This is a genomic window from Nocardiopsis sp. NPDC006139, from assembly GCF_040614155.1.
GTDB lineage: Bacteria > Actinomycetota > Actinomycetes > Streptosporangiales > Streptosporangiaceae > Nocardiopsis > Nocardiopsis changdeensis.
Genome location: NZ_JBEXTT010000014.1, coordinates 15120 through 34764, shown reverse-complemented (window position 1 = coordinate 34764; position 19645 = coordinate 15120). Strand labels below are relative to the sequence as shown.

Genomic DNA, 19645 nt, shown 5'->3' with positions numbered 1-19645 from the left:
CGTCACTTCGCTGGTGTCACGCGGTAGCGCCGCAGGGACAGGGCGGGGTTGGCCTTGCGGACCGCGTCGAGGCGCGACCGCTCCAGGACGGCCGTCCCGACGCCGGGGGCCTCGCCGAGCGAGGCCAGGGCGATGCCCATGGGGTCCACGACCGCGCTGTTGCCCGAGCCGGTCGGGCCGCTCTGGTCGGCGGCGAGAACGTAGACGGTGTTCTCGATCGCCCGGGCGCGCAGCAGGGTGTTCCAGTGGTACTCCTTGAGCGGGCCGGGGACCCACTCGGCGGGCAGGGCGACGACGTCCGCGCCGGCGTCCACCAGGGTCCGGGTGGTCTCCGGGAAGCGCAGGTCGTAGCAGGTCTGCATGCCCACCGTGAACCCGTCGACCTCCAGCAGCTCGGGCGCGGCCGGGTCGGCGGCCAGGACGCGGTCGGACTCCTTGTAGCCGAAGGCGTCGTAGAGGTGCACCTTGCGGTAGACGGCGCGGACCTCGCCCTCGCCCAGGGCGACGAGGGTGTTGTGGATGCGGCCCCGCCCGGCGGTCTCGTTGACCCCGGCGATGGCGAAGACGCCGAGTTCGGCGGTCAGCTTCCGGAGCCGGGACACGGTGGGGCCGTCCAGGGGCTCGGCGCTGTCGACGAAGCGGTCGTCCATGGCGGGGGCGGTGTACACCGCGTACTCGGGGAGGACGACCAGGCGTGCGCCGCGGGCGGCGGCCTCGCGCAGGAGGCGTTCGATCTCGGCCAGGTTCGCGCCCTTGTCCTCGGTGGGGGCGAACTGGGCGACGGCGACGTTCAGGGTCATCAACGGCTCCTCAGGTCGTTCTCGATGGTGCGCAGGGCGTCGATCGCCCCGGTGAATCCGGCGAACATGGCGCCGTACTGCATGGTGGTCACGATGGTCGCGGCCCCCTCCTCCACGGCCAGGCGCTGCTCCGCCGGGCTCCAGGCGGGCAGGATCCAGGGCTTCCCGGCGGCGCGGGCGGCCCGGGCCAGGTGCCGCAGGTCGTCCAGGTCGGCCTCGGTGACCCCGTAGGCGCCGCGGTCGCGGCGCAGGGAGAGGTCCGAGGGGCCGATGAAGATGCCGTCGACGACGGGCAGCTCCAGGATGGCCTCGATGTCGGCGAACGCCGAGGCGTCCTCGATCATCGGGTAGCAGCGCGTCCCCCGGTCCTGCCGCGTCACCCACTCGTCGGTGAAGCCACGGTAGCCGGAGGTCCTCCCACCTGCGAAGGAGCGGTCCCCGAGAGGGGGGAACTTGGCGTACCCGCAGACCCGGGCGGCGTGCTCCACCGACTCCACGTGGGGGATCGCCACCGCGGTCGCCCCGAAGTCCAGGGCCTGCTGGATCGGGCCGCGCTCGGGCCCCAGCACCTTGGCGATGACGTCCATGCCCTTGGCCCGGATGAACGGGATGAGGGAGTCCAGGGCCGCCAGGTCGAACAGGCCGTGCTCGATGTCGAGGACGACGGTGCCGAATCCGGCCAGGTGGGCCATCTCCACGGCCGCCGTCGAGGGCTCCGTCAACCAGACGGCGTGCCTCTTGTCTCCTTGCGCGCTCACACTGCTCCTTGCCGAACGACTGTGATCCACAGCATGAAATCCTGTGCTGTGGACAACATGTATACATGGTGCATCCACCGAGTGCAAAGGTAGGGTGGGAAGGTGGAAGAACAAGCGAACAGCGGAAACCCCGGCACCGTAAGGCGGTCCGCGCGCGAACGCGCCTACGAATGGATCGGCGAGGCCATCCTTTCGGGAAGGTACGCCGAGGGGCAGTTCCTCGACGAGGTGGCGCTGGCCGGCGAGGTCGGCACCTCGCGCACCCCCGTGCGCGAGGCCCTCCACCGGCTCCAGGCCGAGAGCTTCGTGGAGCTGGTCCCGCGCCGCGGCGCGCAGGTCCGTGTCGTCACCTCCACCGAGATGAAGGAGATCTACCAGGCCCGTTTCGTCATCGAGTCGCACGCCGCGACGGAGATCTGCCGGCACCGGCGCGGGGCCCCCGCCGACGCCCGCGGGCTGATCGAGGCGATGGAGGCCGCCGGGCGCGAACGCGACTGGAACACGATGGCCCGCCTCGACCAGGCCTTCCACGGCTCGATCGTCCGCCACCGCGGCAACGCCGTCCTCGCCGAGATGTACGAGGCGATGCGCCCCCGGCAGGTGCGCCTGTCGGTGCGGACCATCACCGAGGCCCCCGAGCGCCTGGACACCATCGAGCGCGAGCACCGGATGATCGCCGACCGGCTGGCCGAGCACGACGGAGAGGCGGCCGTGGCCGTCCTCGCCACGCACCTGCGCGAGGTCCCCGAGGTCGTGCGGGCCTTCCCCGGCTGACGGCCCCGCCCGCGGCGGGGGACACGCCCCGGACCCCGCCCGGCAGCTCGCGGGCGCGCGGCGCGCGCCCGCGGCCCGATCCCGCGACACGGCCCCGCGGCGTGCCCGGGGACGGCCCGGATCCGGCTCAGGGGACCGGGCGGCCGGCCGCCCGGTAGTCCCGGGGCGGCGCGCCCAGCAGGGCGGAGAAGGCCGCCGAGAACGCCGCCGGGCTGCCGTACCCCAGGTCCGCGGCCACCCGGGCGACGGGCTCGCCCCGGTCCAGCGCGGGCAGCGAGCGCAGCACACAGGCGCGCCGCCGCCACCGCGCGAACCCCATGCCGGTCTCGGCCCGGAACAGCCGGTGCAGCGTCCGCTCGCCCACGTGCAGCCGCGCCGCCCACCGCGCGGGCGGGTCGTGCACGTCGGGCGCCTCCAGGAACTCCTCGCACAGGGCCCGCAGCCCCTCGTGGACCGGCAGCGGCAGGTCCAGCGGCAGCGGGACCAGCCGCCGCAGCTCGTGCAGCAGCAGCCCGACCAGCGCCCCGTCCCGCCCCCGCCCGTCGTAGTGCGGCTCGATGTCCACCGCCTCCGACACCAGGGCGCGCAGCAGCGGCGACACCTCCACCACCTGGCAGCGCTCGGGGAACCAGGGGACCGCGGCCGGCTCCAGGTACAGGCTCCGGGTGCTCACGCCCTCCATGGTCACCTCGTGGGCGGTCCCGGCCGGGACGAGCACGGCGCGCTGCGGCGGCACCGTCCACGCGCCGTCCCCGGTGCGCACCCGCATCACCCCGGTGGCGCCGTACAGGAACTGGGCCCGGCGGTGCCGGTGCCGGGCCAGCACGAACCCGGGCGGGTAGTCCGTGCCGATCGCCAGGACCGGCCGGTCGATGTCCTCCACCTCGGAGACGGGGATGTTGCGCACGGCACCGGACCCTACCGGTCCGGCCCGCCGTGTCCGTTCGGCGATCGTTCCTGTCGCTTCACCGAATGCGCGCCACCCGCCCCGCCCGTACCGTGGAGCGGGTGCTCACCTCCTTCCTCCTGCTCCTGGCCCTGGGCTGCCTGAGCGGCCTCACCACCGTGGCCTTCGGTTTCGGCGGCGGCTTCGTGACCGTCCCGGTCGTCTACGCCGTCACGGCGGCCCGGGGCGGCCCGGAGACGGACGCCATGGCCGTGGCCGTGGCGACCTCCACGGCCGTCATGGTCGTCAACTCCTCGGTCGCCACCTGGGCCCAGTACCGGGCCGGGCGGCTGCGCCGCGAACACCTGTGGCCGCTGGCCGCCTACATCGGCCTGGGCAGCGCGGCCGGGGCGTGGGCCGCCACCCTGGCCGGGGGAGCGGTCCAGCACGTGCTCTTCATCGCCTACCTGGTGGTGACCATCGCCGACAGCCTGCTGCGCAGGGGCTTCCTCGCCCGCCCCGCCGGGGAGGCGCCGCGGGCCCCCGGCCGCGCGGCCACCCCGGTGGTCGGGGCGGGCATCGGCGCGGTGACCGGCTTCCTGGGGGTGGGCGGCAGCGTCATGACCGTCCCGCTGCTGCGCCGCCGCGGGCTGCCCATGCTGGAGGCCACCGCCATGGCCAACCCGCTCAGCCTGCCCGTCGCCCTGGCCGGGACCGCGGTCTACGCGCTGCTGGGCGGCGGCGGGGCGGGGTCCGGGTACGCCGGGTCGGTCGACCTGGTCGCCGCGGGGCTGCTGCTGGCCGGTTCGCTGCCCGCCATCGCGGTGGCCCGCCGCCACGTGGGCCGGGTCCCGGACCGCGTGCACGCCGTCGCCTTCGTGGTCCTGCTCGTGCTCGCCCTGGTGGCCGTGCTCCTGGTCTGAGGCGGGCCCTCAGCCCCCGGCGGCGTCCAGCACCTCGAACCCGAACCCGGCGGCCCGCAGCCGCCCGATCAGGGCGTCGCCCATGGCCGTCGCCGGGGTCACCTGCCCGCGGGTCGCGGGCAGGTCGTCGTACAGCAGGCACAGCGCCGACTCCGCGAGCATGACCGAGGTCCCCGCGTAGCCGGGCTCGGGACCCGACACCCGCGTGTACACCCGGCGCCCGCCGCCCCGGCCCGCGAAGTGCACCGTGAACCAGCCCGCGGCCAACTGCTCGGGGGTGGGGCCCTCGCCGGGGGCGCGCAGCGCCAGCAGCCGCTCGCGCAGCGGGGGCACCTGCGCCGCCGCGAGCAGCCCGCCCACGCCCGCGACCGCCGCGGCCGCGCTGGCCGGGCGCAGGAACGCCGCGTAGTGCCCGTAGGAGAAGTCCGGCCCGTACCGCTCCGACGCGGCCGCCGACCGCACCACCACCTGCGGGTCCAGGGACGGCATCGGCAGCGTCCACCCCCGGGCCAGCCGGGTGCGCGGCACGCCCCGCCGGTCCACGCGCACCCGCCGCCCGGCGGGCGGCTCCTCCAGCAGGCGCCGCTCCCGGGCCGCCGCCAGGGTGCGGCCGGGGTCGGCGAACGCGCCCAGCAGCGAATGGAGGGTCCCCCCGGACGGGGTGCCCTTGGCCCGCACGAACCCCTCGACGTGCAGCGGCACGCCCTCGGGCAGCCGCTGCACGGTGAACAGGGCGCCCAGGTCGTGCGGGACGGAGTCGAACCCGCAGGCGTGCACGATCCGCGCCCCGCTCTCCACGGCGGCGGCGTGGTGCTCGACGTACATGCGGTCGACGAACTCCGGCTCCCCGCACAGGTCCAGGTAGTCGGTGCCCTCCGCGGCGCAGGCCGCGACCAGCGGCGCGCCGTGGACGGAGTAGGGGCCGACGGTGGAGACGACCGCCCGCGCCGACGCGGCCATGGCGCGCACGGACCCCGCGTCGCTCGCGTCGGCCACCAGCAGGTCGGGCGGCGGGGTCCCGGGGGCCTGCGCGGCCAGGCGCTCGCGCAGCGCGGCGAGCCTGTCCCGGTCGCGCCCGGCCAGCGCCCACCGCGTCCGGGCGGGCAGGTGCACGGACAGGTATCCGGCGGTCAGCGCGCCGGTGTACCCGGTCGCGCCGAACAGGACGAGGTCGTGGTCGCGTTCCACCGTGACTCCCCGGGATCGGTCGGCTGCGCCGACCAGTCTGGCAGCGGGCGCCCGGGCCCGCCGCACCGGCCCGCCCGAACCCGTGCGGCGGCGCCCGGCGGGCCCGGGGCCCGGATCAGACGAGCCCGGCCAGGAGCGGGATCTGCTCGGGGTCGGACAGGGCGGAGCCGACCGCCACCATGCGCGCTCCGGCGCCGAGGTACTCCCGCGCGTTGTGCGCGTCCATGCCGCCGGTGGCCACGATCCGCACGTCGGGGAAGGGCCCGCGCATGGCGCGGAACCACTCGGTGCCCAGCGCCGTCGCGGGGAAGGCCTTCACCCAGCGCCCTCCCGCCCGCAGCACGCCCTGCACGTCGGTCGGCGTGGCCACGCCGGGCAGGTGGGGCATGCCCGACCCCTCCGACGCGGCCATGACCTCGGCGTCGAAGCCCGGCGCGACGGTGAACGCGGCCCCGGCGCGTGCCACGGCGCGCACCTGGTCGGGGGTGATCACCGTGCCGGCCCCCACGGGGTGGCCGAGTTCGGCCCCGGCCCGGACGGTCGCGCGCAGCGCCTCCAGGCCGGCCTCGTCGCGCGCGGGCACCTCGATCGCGGTGACCCCCAGCTCCCACGCCCGCCGGGCCAGCGCGACGGTGGTCTCCACCGGCATGCCCCGCAGGATCGCCAGCACGCGGTGCCCCTCGAACAGGCCGTCCAGGCCCCCGTCACTCATCTGCTCCTCCTCCCGCGGCGGCCGCGGCCGCCGCAGCGCGCTCGGTCCACCGCTCGTCGGGGACCGCCAAGAGTTCGTCCACCAGCCGTGCCGGGGGAGGGGCGGCCAGGTCGCCCGCCACCCGCAGGACGCGCCCGGCGCACAGGTGCCCCAGGCGCAGGCGCCCCCGGGCGTCGAGGTCCCGCAGGCCCCCCGCCAGGTACCCGGCGGCGAACGCGTCGCCCGCGCCGACCGGCTCGACCACCTCCACCGGCGGCGCCGGCACGTACACCTCGCGGTCGCCCTCGAATTCGGTGGCGCCGTTCCCCGCGTCCTTGACCACCAGCCGGGGCGGTTCGGGCAGCAGGTCGCGCACGTCGCGGGCGGTGGGGGTGCCCCACAGCGCCTCGGCCTCGTCCCGGCCGACGAAGACGGTGTCGGCGAGGCGGGCCAGGGCCAGGAGGCGGGGGGCCGCCTCGCCGGGGCCCCACAGCCGCGGCCGGTGGTTCACGTCGAAGCTCACCGTCAGCGCGGGGTCGGACAGCAGGCTCTCGGTGAGGGCGTCGCACCCCGGGGAGAGCGCCGGGGTCACCCCCGACAGGTGCACCGCCCCCGCGGTCCGCACCAGCGGGTGCCCGGCGTCCTCCGGGCCGAGCGCCGACCCGGCCGACCCGGCCCGGTAGTAGTGGACGGTGCTCCCCGTCGGCGCCGCGTCCTTGGCGAACAGGCCCGTGGGGCGGTCGGGGTCGACCCGCACGCCGGACACGTCGACGCCCCGCTCCCGCAGGCCCTCCACGACGATCCGCCCGAAGGGGTCGTCGCCCACCCCGCCCAGCCAGGCGGCGCGGTGCCCGAGGGCGGCCAGGCCGCACGCGACGTTGGACTCGGCGCCCGCGACGCCCATGGCCAGCAGCGGGGACCGGTCCAGGGGGAGCGGCTCGGCCGCGGTGAGCAGCAGCATGGTCTCACCGACACAGGTGATCTGCGGTGTCACGGGTTCCCTCCGAAGGCGCGGGCCGGCCGGTGCGGGGACGTCGGCGGGGACCGAGAAGACGGCGCCGTCGCCGGGGCCGGGGCGGGCGAGGCCGGTCGAGGCGGAGGTGACGAACAGCCTCGGCTGGGGGGCCTCGACGACGCACACGCTCGTGGGCTGGGAGGCGGGCAGCTCGACCACGCGCTCCAGGGCCCCGTCGGGGTCGTAGCGGTGGACCCGCCCGGCGCCCCACACCGCGACCCACAGGTGCCCCTCGGCGTCGACCTGCATCCCGTCCGGGCTCCCGTGGTCCGTACGGGCGAAGACCGTGCGCGGCCCGGGCCCGCCGTCCGCGGACACGTCGTAGGCGTCGATGCGGCCCGCGGCGCTGTCGGCCAGGTACATGCGGGTCCCGTCGGGGGTGAACGCGGGCCCGTTGGGCACGGTGTAGCCCTCCAGGACCCGGGTGACCCGGCCGCCGGGGTCGGCGCGGTAGAGCGACCCGGCGCCGGCGGTGCCGTCGTAGGCCATCGACCCGGCCCAGAACCGGCCGTGCGGGTCGCAGCAGCCGTCGTTCATCCGCATCGGGGTGGCCGCGCCGTCCTCGGGGCGGGCCAGCCACTGTGCCACGCGGCCCCCGGACAGCAGCGCCACGCCGGTGCCCGCCGCCGCGACGTACGCGCCCGGCCGGTCCCGGACGGGCGCCACCGCGCCCAGCGGGACGTCCAGGGCGGCGACCGTCCCGGCGGGTCCGGGCTCCCGGGGGTCCAGCCGCAGGAGCCGGCCGGTGAGGATGTCCACCATCAGCAGGTCGGGGCCGTGCAGGCGCAGCCCCTCGCCCAGTTCGAAGCGGTCCGCGCTCCACGGTTCGACCGTCATGTGCTCCGCTCCCCTCACCATTCCGCGAAGGAGCCGTCGGCGTGGCTCCACACCGGGGGACGCCACCGGTGGCCGGTGCGGTCCGCCCGCCGCACGGCGTCCTCGTCCACCTCCACGCCCAGGCCGGGGGCCTCGGTGCGGTGGATGTGCCCGTCGGGGAACGCGAAGACGCCGGCGTCCAAGACGTAGTCGAGCAGTTCGGCGTCCCGGTTGTAGTGGATGCCCATGCTCTGCTCCTGGATGAGGAAGTTGGGCGTGGCGAAGGCGACCTGAAGGCTGGCGGCCAGGGCCAGCGGCCCCAGCGGGCAGTGCGGGGCCAGCAGCGCGTCGTAGGTCTCGGCCAGGGAGGCGATCCGGCGCACCTCGGAGATCCCGCCCGCGTGGGAGAGGTCGGGCTGGGCGACCGCGATGCCCGCCTGGAGCGCGGGCAGGAACTCGCTCCGGCCGAACAGCCGCTCGCCGGTGGCGATCGGCACCGGGCTGCTGCGCACCACGTCGGCGAGCAGGTGCCCGTACTCGGGCAGCACCGGCTCCTCGGCGAACATCGGGCGCAGCGGCTCCAGCAGGGGCAGGACGCGGCGGGCGGTGGCGGCGTTGAACCGGCCGTGGAAGTCCACGGCCACGTCCCGGTCCGGGCCCAGCACCTCGCGCACCCCGGCCAGCCGCTCGACGATGCCGTCGATCTCCCGGACGGTGGCGGAGCGGCCCACGATCCCGGCCGCGTTCATCTTGACGGCGGTCAGCCCCGACTCCACGCGCTCGGCGACGGCGTCGGCCAGCTCGGCCGGGTCGTCCCCGCCGACCCAGCCGTACACGCGGACCCTGTCGCGGACCGGGCCGCCCAGCAGCCGGTGCACGGGGACGCCCAGGCTCTTGCCCGCGATGTCCCACAGCGCCTGGTCCAGCCCCGCGACGGCGCTGGAGAGCACCGGGCCGCCGCGGTAGAAGGCGGCCTTGGTGAGGCGCTGCCAATGGTGCTCGATGGGGCGGGGGTCCTGGCCCAGCAGGAGGTCGGACAGCTCCCCGACGGCGGCCCGCACGGTCTCGGCCCGCCCCTCCACCACGGGTTCGCCCCAGCCGACGACACCCTCGTCGGTCTCCACCCGGCACATCAGCCACCGGGGCGGGACCAGGAAGGTCTCGATACGGGTGATCTTCACTGCGGTCTCTCCAGATCGTCTTCGTGCGCGTCGTCCTCGGTGACGCGGAGCAGGTCCTCCCGGGCCTGGGCGAGCAGGGAGCGCATGGCGGCCTCGGCCGCGGCGGGGTCCCCGGCGGCCACGGCGTCGGTGACGGCGCCGTGGCTGGGCACCGGGTCCTTGTGGGCGCCCCCGTGCACCAGGCGGTCGCGCTCGGACAGCCCCGCGGCGAAGAAGACGTCGGTGCGGGTGAACAGCTCGTTGTGCGTCGCGGCCAGCAGGGCGCGGTGCCAGCGCAGGTCGGCGCTGACGGCCTCCTCGGCCGGGCCGTCGGCGGTCAGGGCCATCTCCTCCAGGGCGGCCCGCAGCTCGGCGGTGTCGGCGTCGGTGCGGCGCACGGCGGCGAGCCGGGCGGCGGCGGGCTCCAGCGCGTCGCGCAGCTCGGCCAGGTCGCGGAAGAAGACGTCGCCGGCCCCCGCGGCGATCTGCCACCGGACCACGTCCGGGTCGAGCAGGTTCCAGTCGCCGCGGGGGCGCACGAACGTCCCCTTCTTCTGCCGCGAGCCCACCAGGCCCTTGGCCGCCAGGACCTTGATCGCCTCGCGGATCGCGGTGAGGCTCAGGTCGAGCTCGTCGCTGAGCGCGGCCAGGTCGATCGTCTCCCCCTCGCCGATCCGGCCGGAGAGCACGCGCTCTCCCAGCAACCGCACCGTCTGGCCGTGCACACCGCGCCCCGAGTAGGCCGCCATCACATCCTCCGTTCCGGGCGCCTTACGACGACGCCTTGTAGATACTCCACCCTCCGTCGACCGGCAGGCTCGCGCCGGTGACGTAGGAGGCCTCCGCGGAGGCGAGGAAGGAGATGACGGAGGCGACCTCGCCCGGGTCGCCGAAGCGGCCCGCCGCGGTCTGCTCGACGCTGGCGCGCCGATCCTCCTCGCCCACCCCCTCCCAGGCGGCGGTGAGCACGGGGCCGGGCAGCACGCAGTTGACGCGCACGCGCGGCCCGTACTCCACCGCCAGCTGGCGGGTCAGGGCGGTGAGCCCGCCCTTGGTGGTGGCGTAGGCCGGACGCCCCGGGAGGCCGAACCAGGCGTGCACCGAGGACGTGATGACGACGCTGCCGCCGCACACGGACAGGTCCTCCAGGCAGGCGCGCACCCCCAGGAACGCGCCGGTGAGGTTGACCGAGAGCTGGCGCTCCCAGGAGGCCAGCGAGGTCTCGTGGGCGGGCGCCTGCTCGAAGGTGTACGCGTTGGAGACCAGGACCCCCACCGGCCCGAAGGCGGCGCGGGCCCGGTCCACGACCCGGGTCCAGGAGGCCTCGTCGGCCACGTCGGCCCGCAGCGCGAGGGCCCGGCCGCCGCGGGCGCGGATGCGCTCGGCGGCCTCCTCCACGGCGGGGGACAGGTCGGTCAGCACCACCGAGGCGCCCTCGGCGGCCAGGCGGGCCGCGGTGGCCTCCCCGATGCCCTGCGCCGCACCGGTCACCACGGCGGTCGCCCCCGTGTGCCTGCCGTCCGTCATGCTCACTCCGTTTCCTGGTCGGTCGGTGGGTGCGCCCGGCGGGCGCCGGTCCCCCCGGGGCACCGGTCCGGTCACCGCTGCTCCGGGGCGAAGTCCACGTCGGTCGGGGTGTCCGCCCCGGCCCCGGGGACCGGGGCGTCGAACCGGACGGGCTCGCCGGGCAGGGCCCGCGCGAGCTCGGTGCCGGACGCCCGGTGCACGAGGGAGCCGGCCCGCAGGGCCGTGAACGTCCCGGCCAGGCGGGCGGGCGAGGTCCCCGGCCCGGCCCAGTGGGGCACTTCCCCCCAGAAGCCGTCCGGGGTCACCCCGGCGACGGGCCCCGTGCCCGTGCCGAGGCCGAAGGCGATGGTCAGGGCCGTGGCGGCGCCCGGCGCCAGGTCGGTGAGGGGGCCCAGCGCCTCGACCTCGGTCACCCGGTCGACCGGGCACAGCCCGCCCAGGTGCTCCAGCGGCCGCTCCACCGGCGCCTCCAGCCACACCTCGGCGCGCGACCCGGAGTCGGGGTACTCGGCCTCCCCGTGCACGGCGAAGCGCTGGGTCAGGGTGCCCGCGGCGCCCACGTGGGCCAGCCACCCGGTCGCCGTGGGGAAGCCGACCTTGCCCACCACGTCCTGGGCGGGGACCCGCAGGACGCCGGGGGCGTGCCCCAGGACCTCCGGGTTGCCGTTGCCCGCCACGAGCGGGACGGTGTGCGGGCCCGGCCCGCCCACCCCCACGAACACGCCGCCCGCGTCCGGGCCGGCGCCGGAGCCGTCGATCTGCGTGACGTTCCACAGCGCCCACCGGCGGGCGGTGCCGGAGGTGTTGGCCGCCTCCAGGTCCAGCCGGAACCCGGCGGTGCCGGGCTCCAGGGTGATGCGGCGGCGCAGGCGCAGCCCCGACCGCGGGTCGTCCCCGCTGGTCAGGGTGAGCACGGCGGAGCCGTCGGGGGCGGTCACGGTCTCGGCCGTGTAGGCGCCCGAGTCCAGGACGGGGTCGGGGGGACCGGCCCACTGGCCGGGCCCGTCCCACCCCTGGGGCGCGGGCCAGGTCTTGTCCCCGCCCACGTTGTTCCACACGCTCATCGGCCCGTCCACCGGGCCGAGCTCCACGCCCTCCACGGGCCGCAGGTCCGCGTCCAGCAGGCGCGGGTTGCGGTACAGGTGCTCGCGGCCCCCGAAGCGCACCGACAGCAGGCGCCCGCCCAGGCCGGGGGCGGCCGTCAGCCGGACCGCCCCGTTGTCCAGGACGATCCGCTCGTGCGCCCCCGCGCCCTCGCGGCGGACCTCGACGCCGCTCACGCGGCCTCACCGTTGACCAGGCACACCTTGCCCCGGCTCTCGCCCGCGGCCAGCCGGTAGGCGGCGTCCGCCTCGGAGAGCTCGAAGCGGTCCGAGACCACCCGCTCGGGGGACAGGCCCCAGCGGACCAGGTTGACCGACAGCTCGGCCATGGCGGGCAGCGAGGTCACCCACGACGTGTACAGGGTGAGCTGCTTGTGCAGCAGGGTGTCCGACACCTCGGTCTCCAGGGTGCCGCCCTCGCCCACCAGGGACACCCGGCCCCACTCGGCCGCACCCTCCAGGGCGAGCGAGCGGCCCGCGCGGGAGCCGGAGCAGTCGATGGCGGTGGCCGCGCCCCGCCCGGAGGTGACCCGGCCGATCTCCTCGGCCGCCTCCTCCGGGGAGGCCACGGCGTCGAAGACGTCCAGGGACCGGGCCCACTCCCGGCGCCTGTCGGCGGGCTCCACCCCGATGACGCGGGCGGCGCCCATGCCGCGGCCGATCATGCCCGCGGCCAGCCCGACCGGGCCCAGGCCCACGACCAGGAGGTCGCCGTCGCCGTTGACGCCGATGCGCCGCAGGCCCTCGTAGGCGGTGCCGAACCCGCAGGCGATGAGCGCGCCGTCCACGAAGGACAGCTCGTCGGGCAGCGGGACCAGGGTCGACTCCTCCGCCAGCAGGTACTCGGCGTGGCCGCCGTCGCGCTGCCAGCCGTAGGAGGCCCGGCCCGGGTCGGTGCAGCTGATCATGTAGCCGCGGCGGCAGTTGTCGCACAGCCCGCAGCCCGCGATGTGGTAGACGATGACCCGGTCGCCGGTGCCGAACCGGCGGCACCCGGGGCCGGTCCGGACGACCGTGCCCGAGGGCTCGTGGCCCGCCACGACGCCCCGGTAGGCGGGGCCGTCGATGCCGCGGTGCGTCTTGTGCTCGCGGTAGATGTAGCCGATGTCGCTGCCGCAGATGCCCGAGGCGCCGACCCTGAGCAGCACCTGGCCCGGTCCGGGCTCGGGCACGGGCAGGGTGTCCACGACCGCGGTGGAGTCGCCGGGCAGGCGCACCCCGCGCATGGTGGCGGGCAGGGGACCGGAGTCCTTCGTGTTCACTGTTGTTCCCCCCGTTCGGGCTAGGCGAGCCGGTTGGCGGCGCTGCGCCTGCTGATGACGACGTTGATCAGGACGGCCCCGACGATGATGAGGCCGCGCACCACGTCCTGGAAGAAGGAGTTGACCCCGAGCAGGACCAGGCCGTTGGCGATGACGGTGATGAAGACGACGCCCAGGAAGGTGCCGCCGAGCGAGCCGCGCCCGCCGGCCAGCGCCGTGCCGCCGATGACGACGGCGGCGATGACGTCGAACTCCAGGCCGGCGGCGGCGCCGCCGTTGCCCGAGCCCAGGCGGGCCGCCAGCAGCACGCCGGTGATCGCGGCGAGCAGGCCGGTGGTCGCGAACAGCAGGACGCGGACCCGGGTGACGTTGAGGCCGGCCAGCCGGGCGGCCGCCGCGTTGCCGCCGATGGCGTAGACCGAACGCCCGTAGGCGGTGTACTTGGCGACGTAGGCGAAGACGCCGAAGAGGGCCAGCATGACGAGCGCGGCGGTGGGGATGCCGAGCACGGACCCGCCGAGCACGTCGAGCAGGGCGCTCTCGGGCAGCGGGACGGGCAGCGCGTCGGTCATGTACAGGGCCATGCCGCCCAGGACGCTCCACAGCCCCAGCGTGGTGATGAAGGACGGCACGTTGAACCGGGCCCTGAGCCACCCGGCGAGGGCGCCCCACAGCACGCCCATGGCCAGGGTGACCAGGATGGCGCCGATCACGCCCAGGTTCCACTCGGTGGCGCCCGTGGCGACGATGACGGACGCGAAGGCGACGGCCGGGCCGATGCTGATGTCGATCTCCCCGGCGATGATCACCAGGGTGACGCCCCAGGCCGCGATGCCGATGGTGGCGGCGTTGCGCAGCAGCCCGAGCTGGTTGTCCAGGCTCAGGAACCCGGAGGCGGTGAGCCCCAGGACGATGTACAGGAGCGCGATGGCGGCCAGGAGGCCGATCTCGTTGAGGCGGTGGCCGTGGCGGCCGATGAAGTCGCCGCGGGCAGGGACCGCCGCGCCGGTGACCTTGGTGGTGGTGGTCATTGCTACCTCGCCGTTCACGCCGCCATCGCGGCGGCCATGATGTTGTCCAGGGTGATGTCTTCGCCGGTGAACTCGCCGTGCAGGCGCCCCGCGCGCAGGGCCAGTACGCGGTCGCACACCAGGGGGAGCTCCTCCAGTTCGCTGGAGACGAAGAGGACGGCCGCGCCCTGCTCCGCGAGCTCGCGGACGATGCCGTAGATCTGCGCCTTGGCCTCCACGTCCACGCCGCGCGTGGGCTCGTCCAGGAGGAGGATGCGGCTCCCGGCGTGCAGCCACCGGCCGATGACGGCCTTCTGCTGGTTGCCGCCGCTGAGGTTGACGATCGGGGTGTCGGGGCCGGCGGCCTTGATCGACAGCCGGCCGATGAGGTCGCGGCCGATGGAGGACACCCGCGAGGGCAGCACGGTGCCGGCCCGCGAGGCGCCCCCGAACCAGGTCATGACCATGTTCTCGGAGACCCCCAGCAGGGGGACCACGCCCTCGCCCTTGCGGTCCTCGGGGGTGATGCCCACGCCCAGGCGCCGCATGGCGCGCGGGGTCGGGCGCGCCACCGGCGCCCCGTCCACCTCCACGGTGCCGCTGGAGGGGGCGAACCCGGCCAGCGCCCGCAGGAGCTCGGTGCGCCCCGAGCCCATGAGGCCGCCCAGGCCCAGGACCTCGCCCGGGTACAGGTCGAAGGAGACCTCCTCGACCTTGGGCGGCACCGACAGGCCGCGGACCGACAGCAGCGGTGTGTCCCCGGTGCGGGTGCGGCGCTTCGGCGGGGCCTGCTCCTCTGCGCCGCCCTCGCCCAGCATGAGGGAGACGATGTGCGCGGTCGTGGCGCCCCGGACGGGCACGGTCTCCACGACGGCGCCGTCGCGCATGACGGTCACGGTGTCGGCGACGCGGCGGATCTCGTCCAGCCGGTGGCTGACGTAGATGACCCCCACCCCGCGCGAGGCGACGCGGGCGACGGCCTCCAGCACGGTCTCGGCCTCGGCCGCGGCCAGGGCGCTGGTGGGCTCGTCCAGGATGAGCAGCCGGGGCCGGGCGCGGAAGGCGCGGGCGATCTCCACGAGCTGCTGCTGTGCCAGCGGCAGCTCGCCGACCCGGGCGCTCGGGGGGATGCCGACGCCGAGTTCGGCGAAGACCTCCTCGGCGCCGGCGCGCATGGCGGCGTAGTCGATGCGGCCGCGCCCGCCCGGCCAGGAGCCGAGGTAGAGGTTCTCCGCGGCCGACAGCTCCGGGACCAGGCTCAGCTCCTGGTAGACGGTGCCCACGCCCAGTTCGGCGGCACGGCGGATGCCGCCGCCGGCCAGCGGGGTGCCGCCGATCTCGATGTCGCCGGTGTCGGGCGCCTCCACACCCGACAGCAGCCGGATCAGGGTGGACTTGCCGGCGCCGTTGCGCCCGAGCAGGGCGCGGACCTCTCCGGCGCGGATCTCGAAGTCGGCGCCGTCCAGGGCGGTGACGCCGGGGTAGCTCTTGGTGGCTCCGCGGACGCGGGCCACGACCTCGGTGTCGGGCGCCGCCGCGGCTGGGGTGTCGCTCATGGGTGCTCCACGGGTGGGACGGGACGGACGGTGGGACGGGGGCCGGTCACGGGATGCCGTCCGGGTGGGCCTGGAGCCACTCCTGGCCGTCCTCGGGGGTGGTGTAGAGGTCGATCGGCGCCGGGGTGACGAACTCCTCGGGCGCGTCGCCCGCGATGATGCGCTGGACGGTCTCGCCCGCCAGCAGGCCGACCGCGGTGCCGGAGATGTCGACGTTGGCCTTGAGGATCCGGTGGTCGGCGAGCGCGCGGGCGGCGTCGGTGGACATGTCGCTGCCGAAGACCACGACCTCCCCGGCCAGGTTCCGGTTGGTGACCGCGCGGACCGCGCCCATGGTGGCGCCGCCGGCCTCGCCGTAGAAGGCGTCGAGGCCGGGGTGCGCGGTGAGCAGGCGCTCGCCCACGTCGACGGCCTCGTCGATGGTGGCGCCCTCCTGGTTGGCGACGATCTCGGCGTCGGGCAGGCGGTCGAAGAGCGCCTCCTCGAAGCCCTCGCGGCGCTGCACGCAGACCTCGACGAACTCGCAGTTCAGGACCGCGATGGAGGGGTCGTCCACGCCCTCGGCCTCGAAGTGGTCGGCGGCGGCCTCGCCGAGCAGGCGGCCGAACTCGTGGGGGTCGCCCAGGATGTAGGAGGTGACGTACTCCCGTGCGGCCTCGTCCTCGATGCAGGTGTTGTAGCAGACCACCGGCACCCCGCTCTCGTGCGCCAGGCGCACGGCCGGGATGGAGGCGGTGGCCGAGACCGGGGACAGGACCAGGGCGTCGACGTCGGCCGAGGAGGCGATGTCGACGAAGGTGCTCTCCTCGGAGGCGTCGCCGCGGGCGTTGAGCTCCAGCAGCTGGATCTCGCTGCCCGAGCCCTCGGCGTAGTCCTGCATGCCCTGGCGGACCCCCGCGTAGAAGCCCTGGGCGTCCATGTAGACGACGCCGATGCGCCCGTCCTCGCCGAGCCGGGCGCCGCAGCCGGCGAGCACCAGCACGCACATGACGGCGGCGAGAGCGGCGAGCGGCCGTCGTGGTGGCCGTCTGCCCATGGGGGACCTCCTTGGCGTAGGGCGTACGTGCTCACCTGCGCGAACGCCTTCCTCAACTGCGCAAGAGCATGGCAGAGTGGCCCAGGTAACGTCAAGAATAAATAGTAATTAATTATTTTTTCGGGCGCTCGGAGGCATGGGGGAGGCCCCGCGGCGGGCGGCGGGGCGCCGTGTGCCGCGGGGCCTTCCGGGGTCGTGCCGGGGGGTTCCCGGGGGTCAGGCGCCCCGGTTGAGCCACCAGATCGCGGTGTTGAGCGCGGTCGCGAACGCCACCCACGCCCAGTACGGGACCAGGAGCAGGGCGGCGGCGGCCGAGGTCCGCCGGAAGACCGCGATCGTCGCGGTGATCAGCGCGAGCAGCAGCACGATGTCCACCAGGGCGGTGCCGCGCAGGCCTGCGGCGAAGAACAGCGGCGTCCACAGGGCGTTGAGGACGAGCTGCCCCGCGAAGAGGGCCAGGGCGGTGCCGCGCAGGGCTCCCCGCCGCCACACCAGCCACCCCGCCAGCGCGATCGCGGCGTACAGCACGGTCCACACCGGGCCGAACGCCGAGGAGGGCGGGGCCCAGCCGGGCCGGGTCAGGCTCGCGTACTCGCCGGCGGTGTCGGGGCTGGCCAGGACGCCGATGAGGGCGCTGCCGAAGGCCGCGGCCAGCAGTACCGCCAGTGCCGCGGCCTGGGCCGGGACCGAGGGGCGCGGGTCCGTGTCGCGGGGTGCTGCGGTTCCCATGGAGTCCTCCGGGGTCGTGGCGTGCACCGGTGGCGGACGTGTCCGTCACCGGAAGTCCTGACAAGAAAGTATCTTGGATTCCGTGCTAAATCCACGAAAAGCGATGCCCGAATCACTGAAAGTGACGGACTCCCGGCTCCCGGGAACCGCGGGAGGGCCCCGGTGAGCCCCGCGCTGCGCCGGACGCTCATCGCGGCCGCGGTCGTCCTCGCCCTCCTGGCCGCGGCGGTCGGCGGGTTCGCGGCCTGGGGCCTGAACGCCTACCGCGCCGAGCCCGCCCCCCTGGGGGAGGCCCTCGCGCTGCCCGGGGTGCGGACCGAGATCGCCGACGACGCCGTCGTCCTCGCCCCCGCCGACGGCGGGGACGGCACCGGGGTCGTGTTCTACCCCGGCGCCCGGGTGGAGGCCGAGGCCTACGCCGCGTCCTGGGCGCCGATCGTCCAGGACACCGGGGTCACCGTGGTCATCCCCCGGATGCCCCTCAACTTCGCGGTCCTGGACCCCGACCGCGCCGACGAGGCCGCGGCCGCCCACGGCGAGGGCGTGGACCGCTGGTACCTGGGCGGGCACTCCCTCGGCGGGGCCATGGCCGCCTCCCACGCCGGCGGCGACCCCGACCTCGCCCTCGCAGGGCTCGTGCTGTGGGGCTCCTACGCCACCGAGGGGGCCGGGCTGGCCGACCGCGACGACCTGCGGGTGCTGTCCGTCTCCGGCAGTGAGGACGCCCTGTCCGACCCGGCGACGATCGAGGCCAACGGCCCCCACCTGCCCGCCGACGCGGAACGCGTGGAGATCGACGGCATGAACCACGCCCAGTTCGGCGCCTACGGGGACCAGTCCGGGGACGGGACCGCCCGGATCTCCGACACCGACGCCCGCGGCGCCCTGGCCGAGGCCGTGACCGCCTTCCTCGCACAGGACCCGGGGCAGGGGCGGGACTGAGGAACCGGCGGATCGGGCCCCGCCCGGCCCGTCCGCTGGACTGCGGCCGCTCCCGCGCTAGCGTGTCCACAGGCGGCGAGGCCGCGAGGCGACGACGCGAGGAGCGGCATGGTCTTCCGGTACGAGAGCGTGGTGCCCGCACCGCGGGACGAGGTCTTCGCCTGGCACGGGCGGCCGGGGGCGTTCGCGCGCCTGAGCCCGCCCTGGCAGCCGGTCCGGCTCACCGCCGAGGCCGACTCCCTGCGCGACGGGACGGCGGTGCTGACCTTCCCCGGCGGCCTGCGCTGGGTCGCCGCCCACCTGCCCGAACGCTACGACCCGCCCCGCCGCTTCGCCGACCGGCTGGCCGCCCCGCCGCTGTCGGCGGTGCTGCGGTGGACGCACGCCCACGACTTCGAGGAGGACGGGGACGGCACCCGCGTCGTCGACCGGGTCGCCACCTCCCTGCCCGACGCGGTGCTGCGGCCCATGTTCGCCTACCGGCACGCCCAGCTCGCCGACGACCTGGCCGCACTGGAGCGCTCCCGCGCCTGGTCGGACCGCCCGGTGACCGTCGCCGTCACCGGGGCGGGCGGCCTGGTCGGCCGCAACCTGTGCGCGCTGCTCACCACCTCCGGCCACCGGGTGGTCCGGCTGGTGCGGCGCGACCCGCGCGACGCCGGGGAACGGCGCTGGGACCCCGCCGCGCCCGCCCCCGACCTGCTCGACGGAGTGGACGCCCTGGTGCACCTAGCGGGGGAGCCGCTGTTCGGCCGCTTCACCGACGGGCACAAGGACGCGCTGCGCGCCAGCCGGGTCGGGCCCACCCGGGCACTGGCCGAACTGGTCGCCGCCCGGGCCGGGGACGGCGGCCCGCGCGTGCTCGTCACCGCCTCCGCGATCGGCTACTACGGGCCCGACCGCGGCGACGAGGTGCTCACCGAGGACAGCCCCCGCGGCAACGGGTTCCTGGCCGACCTGGTCGCCGACTGGGAGGCGGCGACCGGCCCGGCCGTCGCCGCGGGCGTGCGGTGCGTCCAGGTGCGCACCGGCATCGTGCAGACCCCGGCGGGCGGGGTGCTGGGACTCCAGTACCCGCTGTTCGAGGCCGGGCTGGGCGGCCGGATCGGCCACGGGCGGCAGTGGCTGTCGTGGATCGGCGCCGACGACCTGTCCGACGTCTACGTGCGCGCGGTCCTCGACGAGGACCTGTCGGGCCCCGTCAACGGGGTGACCCCCTACCCGGTGCGCGGCGCCGACCACGCGCGGACCCTCGCCCGCACCCTGCGCCGCCCGGCGCTCCTGCCCGTCCCGGGGTGGGCCCCGGCGGTCGTGCTGGGCCGGGAGGGCGCGGACGAGGTCGCGCTGGCGGACCAGCGGGTGGTGCCCACCCGCCTGCTGGCGGCGGGCCACCGGTTCCGGTACCCGTACCTGGAGGGGGCGCTGGCCCACCTGTTCGGCCGCGCCGTGCGGTCCTGACCCGGGGCGGG

Annotated in this window: 19 protein-coding genes and 1 pseudogene; 4 read left to right on the top strand and 16 right to left on the bottom strand. The window is 75.9% G+C overall.

Annotated features, from left to right (window positions below):
- Positions 1-2 precede the first annotated feature (2 nt).
- Positions 3-800 carry a carbon-nitrogen hydrolase family protein gene (locus ABZ249_RS19570; RefSeq protein ID WP_220561946.1) on the bottom strand — a complete coding sequence of 266 codons (798 nt, stop codon included), beginning with the start codon at positions 798-800 and terminating at the stop codon, positions 3-5.
- Entirely contained in the window at positions 800-1558 is a 759-nt protein-coding gene (locus ABZ249_RS19565; RefSeq protein WP_355264720.1) for an aldolase/citrate lyase family protein, read from the bottom strand. Before ABZ249_RS19565 ends, ABZ249_RS19570 begins: the two co-directional genes overlap by 1 nt.
- Positions 1559-1660: 102 nt before the next feature.
- Here ABZ249_RS19565 and ABZ249_RS19560 point away from each other — a divergent pair, with 102 nt between their 5' ends.
- Complete coding sequence (locus ABZ249_RS19560; protein WP_220561944.1) at positions 1661-2332, top strand: GntR family transcriptional regulator; 672 nt, start codon at positions 1661-1663, stop codon at positions 2330-2332.
- A 127-nt stretch (positions 2333-2459) separates the two neighbouring features.
- Here ABZ249_RS19560 and ABZ249_RS19555 read toward each other — a convergent pair whose 3' ends face one another.
- The gene (locus ABZ249_RS19555; RefSeq protein WP_355264717.1) at positions 2460-3239 is read right to left on the bottom strand and encodes a helix-turn-helix transcriptional regulator; all 780 of its coding nucleotides are present in this window, start codon (positions 3237-3239) and stop codon (positions 2460-2462) included.
- A 65-nt stretch (positions 3240-3304) separates the two neighbouring features.
- Here ABZ249_RS19555 and ABZ249_RS19550 point away from each other — a divergent pair, with 65 nt between their 5' ends.
- Positions 3305-4141: a sulfite exporter TauE/SafE family protein gene (locus ABZ249_RS19550; RefSeq protein WP_355264714.1), complete on the top strand. Its 837-nt coding sequence runs from the start codon at positions 3305-3307 to the stop codon at positions 4139-4141.
- A gap of 9 nt (positions 4142-4150) precedes the next feature.
- On the opposite strand, the gene ABZ249_RS19545 is transcribed toward ABZ249_RS19550, so the two are convergent.
- From ABZ249_RS19545 to ABZ249_RS19485, 13 genes and pseudogenes are all read right to left on the bottom strand, one after another.
- Positions 4151-5329: a saccharopine dehydrogenase NADP-binding domain-containing protein gene (locus ABZ249_RS19545; protein ID WP_355264711.1), complete on the bottom strand. Its 1179-nt coding sequence runs from the start codon at positions 5327-5329 to the stop codon at positions 4151-4153.
- 115 nt (positions 5330-5444) lie between these two features.
- Positions 5445-6041, bottom strand: coding sequence for a bifunctional 4-hydroxy-2-oxoglutarate aldolase/2-dehydro-3-deoxy-phosphogluconate aldolase (locus ABZ249_RS19540; RefSeq protein WP_355264708.1), 597 nt, complete (start codon positions 6039-6041; stop codon positions 5445-5447).
- Complete coding sequence (locus ABZ249_RS19535) at positions 6034-7014, bottom strand: sugar kinase (RefSeq protein WP_355264986.1); 981 nt, start codon at positions 7012-7014, stop codon at positions 6034-6036. The genes ABZ249_RS19540 and ABZ249_RS19535 overlap by 8 nt, the downstream gene beginning before the upstream one ends.
- Before the next feature lie 159 nt (positions 7015-7173).
- Positions 7174-7797, bottom strand: a pseudogene (locus ABZ249_RS19530) (SMP-30/gluconolactonase/LRE family protein); the annotation flags it as partial.
- A gap of 89 nt (positions 7798-7886) precedes the next feature.
- Positions 7887-9032 (bottom strand): galactonate dehydratase, encoded by a 1146-nt coding sequence (gene dgoD / locus ABZ249_RS19525; protein WP_220561937.1) that lies wholly within the window; start codon positions 9030-9032, stop codon positions 7887-7889.
- On the bottom strand, positions 9029-9760 hold the full coding sequence (locus ABZ249_RS19520; protein ID WP_220561936.1) for an FCD domain-containing protein: 732 nt from the start codon (positions 9758-9760) through the stop codon (positions 9029-9031). The genes dgoD and ABZ249_RS19520 overlap by 4 nt, the downstream gene beginning before the upstream one ends.
- Positions 9761-9782: 22 nt before the next feature.
- Positions 9783-10538 (bottom strand): SDR family NAD(P)-dependent oxidoreductase, encoded by a 756-nt coding sequence (locus ABZ249_RS19515; protein WP_355264983.1) that lies wholly within the window; start codon positions 10536-10538, stop codon positions 9783-9785.
- 71 nt (positions 10539-10609) lie between these two features.
- Complete coding sequence (locus ABZ249_RS19510; RefSeq protein ID WP_355264704.1) at positions 10610-11818, bottom strand: DUF4380 domain-containing protein; 1209 nt, start codon at positions 11816-11818, stop codon at positions 10610-10612.
- On the bottom strand, positions 11815-12903 hold the full coding sequence (locus tag ABZ249_RS19505) for a zinc-binding dehydrogenase (RefSeq protein WP_355264702.1): 1089 nt from the start codon (positions 12901-12903) through the stop codon (positions 11815-11817). Before ABZ249_RS19505 ends, ABZ249_RS19510 begins: the two co-directional genes overlap by 4 nt.
- A gap of 20 nt (positions 12904-12923) precedes the next feature.
- Positions 12924-13934, bottom strand: a complete 1011-nt coding sequence (locus ABZ249_RS19500) for an ABC transporter permease (protein WP_355264699.1) — start codon at positions 13932-13934, stop codon at positions 12924-12926.
- Between the two features lie 14 nt (positions 13935-13948).
- A complete protein-coding gene (locus tag ABZ249_RS19495) occupies positions 13949-15469 on the bottom strand; it encodes a sugar ABC transporter ATP-binding protein (RefSeq protein WP_355264696.1) in 1521 nt (506 codons plus the stop codon).
- 46 nt (positions 15470-15515) lie between these two features.
- Positions 15516-16505, bottom strand: coding sequence for a substrate-binding domain-containing protein (locus ABZ249_RS19490; RefSeq protein WP_355264693.1), 990 nt, complete (start codon positions 16503-16505; stop codon positions 15516-15518).
- 216 nt (positions 16506-16721) lie between these two features.
- Positions 16722-17234, bottom strand: coding sequence for a TspO/MBR family protein (locus ABZ249_RS19485; protein WP_355264690.1), 513 nt, complete (start codon positions 17232-17234; stop codon positions 16722-16724).
- Positions 17235-17396: 162 nt separating this feature from the next.
- Here ABZ249_RS19485 and ABZ249_RS19480 point away from each other — a divergent pair, with 162 nt between their 5' ends.
- Complete coding sequence (locus tag ABZ249_RS19480; protein WP_355264687.1) at positions 17397-18176, top strand: alpha/beta hydrolase; 780 nt, start codon at positions 17397-17399, stop codon at positions 18174-18176.
- 108 nt (positions 18177-18284) lie between these two features.
- On the top strand, positions 18285-19634 hold the full coding sequence (locus ABZ249_RS19475; protein ID WP_355264684.1) for a TIGR01777 family oxidoreductase: 1350 nt from the start codon (positions 18285-18287) through the stop codon (positions 19632-19634).
- Positions 19635-19645 lie beyond the last annotated feature (11 nt).

Bases quoted from the DNA above. Each gene is read 5' to 3' on its own strand.
- ABZ249_RS19570 (WP_220561946.1), bottom strand. From the start codon at position 800: ATGACCCTGAACGTCGCCGTCGCCCAGTTCGCCCCCACCGAGGACAAG.
- ABZ249_RS19550 (WP_355264714.1), top strand. From the start codon at position 3,305: ATGCGCGCCACCCGCCCCGCCCGTACCGTGGAGCGGGTGCTCACCTCC.
- ABZ249_RS19540 (WP_355264708.1), bottom strand. From the start codon at position 6,041: ATGAGTGACGGGGGCCTGGACGGCCTGTTCGAGGGGCACCGCGTGCTG.
- ABZ249_RS19520 (WP_220561936.1), bottom strand. From the start codon at position 9,760: ATGGCGGCCTACTCGGGGCGCGGTGTGCACGGCCAGACGGTGCGGTTG.
- ABZ249_RS19515 (WP_355264983.1), bottom strand. From the start codon at position 10,538: ATGACGGACGGCAGGCACACGGGGGCGACCGCCGTGGTGACCGGTGCG.
- ABZ249_RS19500 (WP_355264699.1), bottom strand. From the start codon at position 13,934: ATGACCACCACCACCAAGGTCACCGGCGCGGCGGTCCCTGCCCGCGGC.
- ABZ249_RS19495 (WP_355264696.1), bottom strand. From the start codon at position 15,469: ATGAGCGACACCCCAGCCGCGGCGGCGCCCGACACCGAGGTCGTGGCC.
- ABZ249_RS19490 (WP_355264693.1), bottom strand. From the start codon at position 16,505: ATGGGCAGACGGCCACCACGACGGCCGCTCGCCGCTCTCGCCGCCGTC.
- ABZ249_RS19485 (WP_355264690.1), bottom strand. From the start codon at position 17,234: ATGGGAACCGCAGCACCCCGCGACACGGACCCGCGCCCCTCGGTCCCG.
- ABZ249_RS19475 (WP_355264684.1), top strand. From the start codon at position 18,285: ATGGTCTTCCGGTACGAGAGCGTGGTGCCCGCACCGCGGGACGAGGTC.